The following is an 8,682-nucleotide window of genomic DNA, read 5'->3' as shown; positions in this document are numbered from 1 at the left end:
GGAGAATTTTTCAATAAAAATAAGGCGATTAAAGCAGTTCGGGAATTAAAGAAAAACTATCCCTTCCTCAAAGAAGTCGATAGCATTGCCCTTCAAAAAGCGGTGGAAAATGTGAATGATTCCTATACGCGCTATTATAAGAAGCAGAATAAGGCACCTCGTTTTAAATCAAAAAAGAATCCTGTTCAATCGTATACCACGAAACATGTCAATGGAAATATTGCTGTATTGGATAAACATATCAAACTGCCTAAGCTCGGATTGGTTCGTTTTGCCAAAAGTCGGGAAGTGGAAGGACGTATTATCAATGCAACGATCCGGCGCAATCCTTCAGGCAAGTACTTTGTTTCGATTGTAGCGGAAACGGAAGTTGCATACGATGAAAAGACAGGTTCCTCTGTAGGTATCGATGTCGGATTAACTGATTTTGCAACCCTTTCTGATGGAACTGTGTATGAAAATCCAAGGTTCTTCCGGATATTAGAAGAAAAATTGGCAAAAGCGCAGGTGATTCTGTCTAGGAGGCAGGTAGGCTCAGCAAATTGGCAGAAACAAAAACGAAAAGTAGCCCGGATTCACGAAAAAATTGCGAATAAAAGAAAAGACATGTTGGATAAAATCTCCACCGAGATAGTCAAAAACCACGATATCATCGGGATAGAAGATTTGTCTGTAAAAAACATGTTAAAGAATCGAAATCTTGCGAAAGCGATTAGCGATGTATCCTGGTCAGCTTTCCAAACGATGCTGGAATATAAAGCGGCCTGGTATGGAAAGCAGGTTGTTACAGTCGCTAAAAATTATCCATCCAGCCAGCTGTGTTCCCATTGTGGACACCAAAACCCAGACGTTAAAAATCTTGCTTTGCGTGCATGGACGTGTGGTATCTGTCAATGCCATCACCAAAGAGATAGGAACGCAAGCAGGAATCTTCGTAAGGAAGCATTACGAATAACCGCAGGGACTGCGGGGCTAGCCTAATCCATAACTGACCAATGGGTTGGTGTTCTTAGGAATCTCCCACTTCAAGCAACCTTGAAGGTTGGTAAGAGGGGGTAGTTCAAAGAAACAGAGACGGAAGAGCTGCAAAAAAGTAAATGGAATGTGTTTTTAAGAAGGTCCATCGCTGGATTGAAGATTTTAATCGCTAACCCACAACAGCTGATTAGCACAATAGCCATGGCAATATTAGCTTTCACAACGGTGTTTATTACATTTAATATTCCTATCCCAGAGATAATCAGCAAGAAACTCATCAGCAACACCCAATTTAGATTTTTGAATTTATTGATCAAAAAGATGCCAACAATATTACCTACGCCAGCACTCGATAGCAAAATACCAATAAACCCTTCAGACAACTCTAATGTAATCCGAGCGTAAAAGATTATAGTTATGATTACAGCAACAAACGTTTTTATTATGATGTGTTTTGGGATGGCCGTTTTTGATTGTGCGCTATCTATGGCTTTTATCGTACAAGGCGCTGTTCATCAAGGGATCACGCCAGATGAATTCTTAACAAGAGTCAGGAGCTCCACCTATGTTATTGGCGGACTATTCTCCATACTGGGAACTTTTTTAGCGGGAGCTATTCCGGAATTATTTACGGAAAAAATTGCTTTAATGATCGGGGCTTTTATTCTTTTGATGCCAGCTTGCATCTTCCTTCGTTTTGGAAAGGCTGGCGTTGCATTGAGCAAAGTAGAGCCAGTTTATAACAAATAGGAAAGTATAAACGAAGCAGCATATTAAAATTCTCGATAAGTATTTCGTTTTTCCGTCGAGAATTTTAATATGATTACGGGAGGGACATAGCATGAAATCGGTCAAAGTATATCATTATGATGCATTTAGTAAGGTGCCGAATAAAGGAAACCCTGCTGGAGTTGTTTTAAATGGGGATGAGCTGACAGATGAGCAAATGCAGGAAGTCGCATTTAAAGTAGGATTCAATGAAACGGCATTTCCAGTTAAATCAGAAACAGCAGACTTAGGGATACGTTTTTTTACACCTGGACATGAAATGAATTTATGCGGTCATGCGACCATGGCAACGGTGTATGCGTTAAAAACAAAAGGACTGTTCGGAGATAAAACAGAATTAACGATTGAAACTAAAGCAGGGATTTTACCAGTAAGGCTTGATTCTGCTCCTGAAAAGGAAATAACGATAACAATGAACCAGGCTGCACCGGAATTTGTAGCGTTCCATGGCTCTAAAATGGATTTAGCTCATTCGATTGGGATAGAAGAATCGGATATACATGATAACTTACCAATTCTTTATGGAAGCACAGGTGCTTGGACACTGCTGATTCCAATAAATAATTTAGAAGCTTTTCGTAAAATGAAACCAGAGAATAAAGATTTTCCTGCAATTTTAAAGGAGATGCCTAAATCGTCTGTACATCCAATTTGTATCGAAACGTATGATACAGATGCGGATATGCATGCAAGGCACTTCTCTTCTCCGTTTTCAGGCACTGTAGAGGATGCAGTAACAGGAACGGCGTCCGGAGTAATGGGTGCTTATTATGCTGACTATATAAGAGAAGATAGGAAAGATGTGATGAAGCTTGTAGTGGAGCAGGGACATGAACTTGGTAAAGATGGCAAGGTAGGTGTTCAGGTATCTAAGAATGGCGAGTCATATGATATTCAAATTACCGGGAATGCTGTTTTTGTGAAAGACTTTGAGATTATGTTGGAAAATTAGAAGAATACAAGTAATGTATATTGATGAAAATATCTTACTGTGAAAGTCAAAATCAAGGAGTGATTATTCTAATGAAGGTTATAGATAACAGAGGAGAAACGCATGAGTGGACGCTAATCGCTGTTGCATTGTTATCTCTGATTACTTTCAAGAAAATAAAGAAGGTAGAAAGATATAAAAATAAATTAAAAGGGACTTTTATTCCGTATTAAAGAGGTGAGGAAGTATGAAATCGGTAATTTTTGATATGGACGGAACATTATTTCAAACAGATAAAATTTTAGAATTGTCATTAGAAGATACGTTTACCTATTTAGCTTCTTTAGGGAAATGGGGAGGCTCCATCCCAATTGATAAGTTCAGGGAAATTATGGGAGTTCCATTGCCGGTAGTATGGGAAACTTTACTGTCGAATCATTCTGTGAAGGAAAGAGAGCAAATCAATGATTATTTTCAAGATAGATTAATTGAAAATATAAAAAACGGAAAAGGTGCATTATATCCGAATGTACAGGATATTTCTGAGTTTTTATTAAAGGATGGTTATACCATATTCATCGCCAGTAATGGAGTACCAGCCTATTTAAAAGCGATTGTGGATTATTATCATTTAGATGACTGGGTTTCAGAGACTTATAGTATTGAACAAATCGAATCATTTAGTAAATCTGATTTAGTCAAAACTATTTTAACGAAATATGGAATAGAGGAAGCGGCAGTGGTTGGAGACCGGATATCAGACATTAAAGCAGCAAAAGATAATGGATTGACAGCTGTAGGATGCAGCTTTGATTTTGCGAAAGAAGAAGAGCTTTCGCAAGCAGATGTTGTGATTAATGATTTAATTGAATTAAGAAGAATGCAATTCACCTAAAAAATAACGGATATTCAACAGACAGGGGGATATAATGTTTCTTAGCTCAAAAAAGAATAAAGATTTTGTTCCTATAACAGAACATGTCCTAAATACAGCGGAAAAGGTAACCTGCTCCGCAGCTGCTGCTTTTGTAATTCACAACGATAAAGTAGTATTAGAAGACTATTTTGGAAGCCAATCAAACAAATCAGGTTCAAGAAAAGTTCAGGAAGATACCCAATTTCATGTAGCCTCTGTCAGGAAAAGCTATATCGGATTTGCTGTGGCATGCGCAGTCTATTATGGGAAAATTAAAACCATAGATGATTTGATACTGCATTATTTGCCTGGACTTAATGAAGATATATGGAAGGATACAACAATAAGGCATGTATTAACCCATACACATGGTTTACATAAAAAAGAAGATACGGTATTTCGAGAATTTCCTGCAGGAGAAAATTGGTCATATAGACAGGTTGGAATAGATGTATTAACGGAGCTCATAAAACAAACAACTGGTAAAACGGTATCTGAAATTGTTCATGAACAGGTTTTTAATCCTTTCGAATTTAATGAATCAGATTGGTACGCACAAAAACATGAGAAGCTTGTGGATGTTATCCTTAGAGATGAATCTGATAAAAATTGGAATGTTAGTGAAAGCACGGAAGGCAACAAAATGAATATGTATGTATCTGCACGTGAATTGGCATATTGGGGCTATGTCCATCTTAAGGAAGGCTATCTAAACGGAAAACAAATGATACCGAAAGAAATAATACAGATGGCTGCAACGGTACAAAGCCCATCAACGATAGATAAAAACCTTCCGCAAAATGGCTTTTTATGGTTTGTGAAAGACTTACCGGCTGAAAAAACAGAAATTGGACAAAGCGTTCCTAAAGAATCGTATCAGATACTGGGATATACAGGAGTAACGTTATTAGTGATTCCACAGGAAAATATAGTAGCTGTACGGATGTTTAACAGCTTCGGGTCACCTGAAGGGTATGATTATTTATCGGATGTCCGATCATTTGGAGATACGGTGATGCGTTGTTTATCATGAAGAAGAACAAAAACTCCCGCTGCGTGAAGTTTCGTTATATTGGTTCCACTCCTTTTTACAACTAGACTAGAGGTTTTGACCCCCCTATATAAAATAATAGTTCTTAGTCAGGAGGAAATCGTGTTGAGAAATGCTATTGAACTGCCAAAACAATTCAATTTTAAAGCTGCTGTTACCGATCACGGATGGTATTTACTGCCGCCTTTTCAAGCTAACGATGACAGAAGTGTTTTAAAAAGGGTAGAAGCGCTTTCAACTGGTAAAATCGTTCTGCTGCATATAACACAGAATCAAAATACATTGATGATAGAAACAGGGGGTAAGCAAACGTTAACGAGAGAAGAAAGTGAAGAGGTTGTTCGCAAGGTTAACTGGATGCTTCGTTTAGATGAGGATTTTCGTGCTTTTTATCAAATGTGCAGCGCTGACCAGAATATGCAGGAAATCGTAGCGGAAAATAAAGGAAGACTTTTACGCTCCCCAAGCATCTTTGAAGATATTGTAAAGACGATTTTCACAACCAATACGACCTGGAGCCGGACCATTGCCATGACAACGAATTTTGTGAGTCATTTAGGAGAAAGATACTCGAATGAGTCGGAATTATTTACTTTTCCTGCACCAGAAGCAGTTTTAAAAAAAGATAAAACCTTTTTAAATAAAAGCATCAAATTAGGCTATCGAAGTGATTATATTTATGATCTTGCATTAAACATATGTAATGGTGTATATGACTTAGAGGAACTTACCAATCCAGAAATGCCGACTGAAGATGTCGTTCACAAGCTGAAAGAAATTAGAGGCGTCGGACCTTATGCACTCAGCATTATTTTAATGTTATTAGGAAGATACGACTTTTTGCCAGTAGACAGCGAATTTAAAAAGCATGTAAAAAATAAATATTTCGCTGGTGAACTTCCACCTAAATCACAATTGCAGCAGCTATATAAAGAATGGGGAGAGTTTAAGTTTTTGGCTTATTGGTTTGATAAGTGATATGAAAATGCCGGGAATAATGGAATGGGGAGTATAATCGATTATGTTCACTTCACGCCCGGTCTTATTTCAAAGTATAATTTTTATCTTAGAAAACTGTCTGTAAAACTCCCGTCAAAATCAAACGTAAAAATAAATTTATTCAGGCGTGGAATCAGATGAGCTAACTTCCTAAATCACTTAGGCTAACGCAGTGAGAGAAAAACAGCAGACTAAGTTCGCAATCTCCTGGGGCTGCGATTACTCACCCCATCGAAAACATTTGTGCGTTGAAAACTCCCACTGAATGAAGTTGCGTTTTATATCATCATAAATTTTTTCATAACGATTTAATAAATGAACCAGATTCTATTGCGAAATAAGCAATATAGAATCTGGTTTATTTTTGTAGATATATCAGTGTGTTTGTACCTTCCGTAGAAATTATTCAAAACCAATTTAGTTAAAAGACTTGCATTTTTATAAAATAACTCTTATGATAATTAACATAACTTTATATGTTAGGTAATATAACATATAAAGTCATTCGAAAAATTAATATAAATTGTTGAAGCTGGCTATGTAATCTATTCTTCAATGCTGGATTAGAAATACCAGTTTGCATCCCAATAATTATCGAACTATTGGGAATAACGAGATGATTTTTTAAATGATGTATCATCATGTAAACCAAGGAGGGAAGCCGATGAATCTGTTGCCAAGAGAAACGGATAAGCTGATGGTTGTTGTTGCTGCTGACCTTGCAAGGAGAAGAAAGGACAGAGGTTTAAAATTAAACCATCCGGAAAGTGTTGCACTGATTACTTATGAATTAATGGAAGGCGCAAGAGATGGCAAAAGTGTTGCTGAATTAATGCGCTTTGGCACAACCATACTTACGGAGGAAGATGTCATGGAAGGGGTACCTGAAATGATTAAGGATGTTCAGGTAGAAGCAACGTTTCCAGATGGAACAAAGCTGATAACTGTGCATCAGCCAATTAAATAGGAGGGATTTCGATGGTACCAGGAGAAGTGCTGCCAAAAGAAGGGACGATAGAAATTAACCAAGGAAGAGATACAACGAAAGTAACCGTCATTAATTTAGGAGACCGCCCAGTACAAGTTGGATCACATTTTCACTTCTATGAAATCAATACACAGATAAAGTTTGACAGGGATACCGCTTTTGGCAAAAGGTTGAACATTCCAGCAGGAACTGCGGTCCGTCTGGAGCCAGGGGATGAAAAGACGGTGGAGCTGGTAGACTTTGCCGGAGAGAGAAAGATATATGGATTTAATAATATGACAGATGGAAGCGTCGGGAAGGAGAAAGTAAATGGCTTATAATATTCCCCGAAAACAATATGCGGAAATGTACGGACCTACAACGGGTGATCGAGTGAGGTTATCTGACACGAATCTCATCATTGAAATTGAAAAGGATTATACCTCGTATGGGGATGAAGTTGTTTTTGGCGGAGGAAAAGTCATCCGGGATGGCATGGGACAAAATCCGCTTGCTCTAAATGATGAAGCTGCAGATACGGTATTGACAAATGCAATTATATTGGACTACACAGGGATTTATAAAGCGGATATCGGCATTAAAGACGGTAAAATATGCGGAATCGGCAAGAGTGGTAATGCGCTGGTGATGGATGACGTCGATATTACCCTCGGTGCAGCGACTGATATTATCGGAGCGGAAGGTAAAATTGTGACTGCCGGCGGGATTGATGCCCACGTTCATTTTATTTCACCGCAACAGATTGAAACGGCGCTTGCATCTGGTTTAACAACATTGATTGGCGGCGGAACAGGGCCTTCTTCCGGTTCAAAAGCAACAACCGTTACGCCGGGGAAATGGAATATTCATAAGATGCTGGAGGCTGCAGAAGATTATCCGGTGAACATTGGGTATACAGGGAAAGGACAAGCTGCTTCGATCGATCCGTTAGCAGAGCAAATCGAAGCCGGAGCAATCGGTTTAAAAGTACATGAGGATTGGGGAGCGACTGCTTCTGCGATTGACCATGCGTTGACAGTTGCGGATAAATACGATGTACAGGTGGCGCTGCATGCAGATACCTTAAACGAAGGCGGATTTGTTGAAAATACAATGGCAGCACTGAAAGACCGCGTCATTCATATGTATCATACAGAGGGTGCAGGCGGCGGACATGCTCCGGATATCATTAAGTCAGCACAATATCCAAACGTGATTCCTTCTTCTACCAATCCGACCATGCCTTATACGGTCAACACGATTGAAGAGCATGTCGATATGCTGATGGTTTGCCATCACTTAAGTCCGTCGATACCGGAGGATGTAGCGTTTGCTGACTCTCGTATCCGCAAAGAAACAATTGCTGCTGAGGATGTTCTGCATGATATGGGTGTACTCAGCATTATCAGTTCCGACTCACAGGCAATGGGGCGGATTGGCGAGGTTATTTTAAGAACTTGGCAGACAGCGGATAAAATGAAAAAACAGCTCGGTATACTTGAGGGAGATACAGAAACTGCAGATAATAATAGAGTAAAACGTTATGTTGCAAAATATACGATTAACCCGGCGATTACCCATGGTATTTCCGAGTATGTCGGGTCGGTAGAGGCTGGGAAATATGCTGATTTAGTTGTTTGGCCAACGGAATTTTTCGGTGTGAAACCAGAATTGATTGTAAAAGGCGGCTCGATTATTGAAAGTGTGATGGGAGATGCCAATGCATCGATTCCAACACCACAGCCGGTTATTTATCGCCCGATGTTTGCAGCGCATGGGAAAGCAGTGCAACGAACATCCTTAACATTTGTATCCACTGCAGCCTATGAAAAGGGGATAAAGGAAGAGCTGGGTTTAGAGAAAACGGTATTGCCTGTAAAGAACATTCGTAATCTGACGAAGAAAGATATGAAGCTGAATGATAAGACACCAACCATTGACGTGGATCCGGAAACATATGAAGTAAAAGTGGACGGTGAAGCCATAACCTGTGAACCGCTGAAAGAGGTGGCGATGGGGCAACGATACTTTTTATTTTGAGGTGATGACCA

General features: G+C 39.1%; 11 protein-coding genes. 10 read left to right on the top strand and 1 reads right to left on the bottom strand.

What is annotated here, in order from left to right; genetic code table 11:
- On the top strand, positions 1–981 hold a 981-nt coding region (gene tnpB / locus ACZSMY_RS07470), incomplete at its 5' end, for an IS200/IS605 family element RNA-guided endonuclease TnpB (RefSeq protein ID WP_465147626.1).
- Between the two features lie 44 nt (positions 982–1,025).
- Here tnpB and ACZSMY_RS07465 read toward each other — a convergent pair.
- Positions 1,026–1,361 (bottom strand): hypothetical protein, encoded by a 336-nt coding sequence (locus tag ACZSMY_RS07465; protein ID WP_465147625.1) that lies wholly within the window; start codon positions 1,359–1,361, stop codon positions 1,026–1,028.
- A 34-nt stretch (positions 1,362–1,395) separates the two neighbouring features.
- Between ACZSMY_RS07465 and ACZSMY_RS07460 the strand changes: the two genes are divergently transcribed.
- From ACZSMY_RS07460 to ureC, 9 genes are all read left to right on the top strand, one after another.
- Positions 1,396–1,728 carry a hypothetical protein gene (locus ACZSMY_RS07460; protein ID WP_465147624.1) on the top strand — a complete coding sequence of 111 codons (333 nt, stop codon included), beginning with the start codon at positions 1,396–1,398 and terminating at the stop codon, positions 1,726–1,728.
- A 91-nt stretch (positions 1,729–1,819) separates the two neighbouring features.
- Complete coding sequence (locus ACZSMY_RS07455; protein ID WP_465147623.1) at positions 1,820–2,719, top strand: PhzF family phenazine biosynthesis protein; 900 nt, start codon at positions 1,820–1,822, stop codon at positions 2,717–2,719.
- 71 nt (positions 2,720–2,790) lie between these two features.
- Positions 2,791–2,931 (top strand): hypothetical protein, encoded by a 141-nt coding sequence (locus tag ACZSMY_RS07450; protein WP_175297046.1) that lies wholly within the window; start codon positions 2,791–2,793, stop codon positions 2,929–2,931.
- A gap of 14 nt (positions 2,932–2,945) precedes the next feature.
- On the top strand, positions 2,946–3,593 hold the full coding sequence (locus ACZSMY_RS07445) for an HAD-IA family hydrolase (RefSeq protein WP_368901938.1): 648 nt from the start codon (positions 2,946–2,948) through the stop codon (positions 3,591–3,593).
- A 34-nt stretch (positions 3,594–3,627) separates the two neighbouring features.
- Positions 3,628–4,647, top strand: coding sequence for a serine hydrolase domain-containing protein (locus tag ACZSMY_RS07440; protein WP_465147622.1), 1,020 nt, complete (start codon positions 3,628–3,630; stop codon positions 4,645–4,647).
- A gap of 123 nt (positions 4,648–4,770) precedes the next feature.
- Positions 4,771–5,643, top strand: a complete 873-nt coding sequence (locus ACZSMY_RS07435) for a DNA-3-methyladenine glycosylase family protein (protein WP_193064539.1) — start codon at positions 4,771–4,773, stop codon at positions 5,641–5,643.
- Positions 5,644–6,328: 685 nt separating this feature from the next.
- Positions 6,329–6,631 carry an urease subunit gamma gene (locus ACZSMY_RS07430; RefSeq protein ID WP_042533484.1) on the top strand — a complete coding sequence of 101 codons (303 nt, stop codon included), beginning with the start codon at positions 6,329–6,331 and terminating at the stop codon, positions 6,629–6,631.
- An 11-nt stretch (positions 6,632–6,642) separates the two neighbouring features.
- Positions 6,643–6,972 (top strand): urease subunit beta, encoded by a 330-nt coding sequence (gene ureB / locus ACZSMY_RS07425; protein WP_193064540.1) that lies wholly within the window; start codon positions 6,643–6,645, stop codon positions 6,970–6,972.
- Positions 6,962–8,671: an urease subunit alpha gene (gene ureC, locus ACZSMY_RS07420; RefSeq protein ID WP_465147621.1), complete on the top strand. Its 1,710-nt coding sequence runs from the start codon at positions 6,962–6,964 to the stop codon at positions 8,669–8,671. Before ureB ends, ureC begins: the two co-directional genes overlap by 11 nt.
- Positions 8,672–8,682 lie beyond the last annotated feature (11 nt).

Source organism: Oceanobacillus sp. B139/18 (assembly GCF_055524595.1).
Note: the sequence above shows the minus strand (reverse complement) of the source record. Positions and strands in the feature narration are given on the sequence as shown.

Excerpts from the sequence above, each read along its gene's own strand:
- ACZSMY_RS07460 (WP_465147624.1), top strand. The coding sequence starts at position 1,396 with ATGATTACAGCAACAAACGTTTTTATTATGATGTGTTTTGGGATGGCC.
- ACZSMY_RS07455 (WP_465147623.1), top strand. The coding sequence starts at position 1,820 with ATGAAATCGGTCAAAGTATATCATTATGATGCATTTAGTAAGGTGCCG.
- ACZSMY_RS07450 (WP_175297046.1), top strand. The coding sequence starts at position 2,791 with ATGAAGGTTATAGATAACAGAGGAGAAACGCATGAGTGGACGCTAATC.
- ACZSMY_RS07445 (WP_368901938.1), top strand. The coding sequence starts at position 2,946 with ATGAAATCGGTAATTTTTGATATGGACGGAACATTATTTCAAACAGAT.
- ACZSMY_RS07440 (WP_465147622.1), top strand. The coding sequence starts at position 3,628 with ATGTTTCTTAGCTCAAAAAAGAATAAAGATTTTGTTCCTATAACAGAA.
- ACZSMY_RS07430 (WP_042533484.1), top strand. The coding sequence starts at position 6,329 with ATGAATCTGTTGCCAAGAGAAACGGATAAGCTGATGGTTGTTGTTGCT.
- ureB (WP_193064540.1), top strand. The coding sequence starts at position 6,643 with ATGGTACCAGGAGAAGTGCTGCCAAAAGAAGGGACGATAGAAATTAAC.
- ureC (WP_465147621.1), top strand. The coding sequence starts at position 6,962 with ATGGCTTATAATATTCCCCGAAAACAATATGCGGAAATGTACGGACCT.